General features: G+C 63.7%; 1 pseudogene. It reads left to right on the forward strand.

Annotated elements, in window-relative coordinates:
• Positions 1-217: 217 nt before the first annotated feature.
• A pseudogene (locus tag EH240_RS37445) lies at positions 218-485 on the forward strand (IS110 family transposase); the annotation flags it as partial.

The following is a 485-nucleotide window of genomic DNA, read 5'->3' on the forward strand; positions in this document are numbered from 1 at the left end:
AGGATTGTTTGAGAAGGATCGGGTAGGCTGGCGGCCGGGACTGCAGGCCCATAACAGCCACGCAGTCCCGGCGGCAGGCGACCGTCCCTAGGACCGGGTAGCACCCGACGTCATCATGGTCCCTGCCGTCTTGTCCGCCATCGCTTGGAGAGTTGATTGGCCGCTGGCCTGAGCCACGCCCGCAAACAATCCGAAGCCCTTTAAGGATACCACCAGCATGGCCTTCTTGCACCAACAACCGCAGCTGTGCCTTGGCTTCGACATCGCCAAGGACACCATCACCATGTCCGACGGTGCCACCACCCGCACCATCGCCAACCAGCGCCGCGCCATCCGCGCCTTGCTGAAGAGCTACAAACACGCAGACCTCGCCGTGTGCGAACCGACCGGAGGTCATGAAGCCCTGCTGCTCGAGGAGTGCCTGCGCGCCGGCATCGCCTGCCACCGCGCCGACACGCTCAAGGTCAAGAGCTTCATCCGTTCCT

This window comes from Mesorhizobium tamadayense (assembly GCF_003863365.1).
Lineage (GTDB): Bacteria > Pseudomonadota > Alphaproteobacteria > Rhizobiales > Rhizobiaceae > Mesorhizobium > Mesorhizobium tamadayense.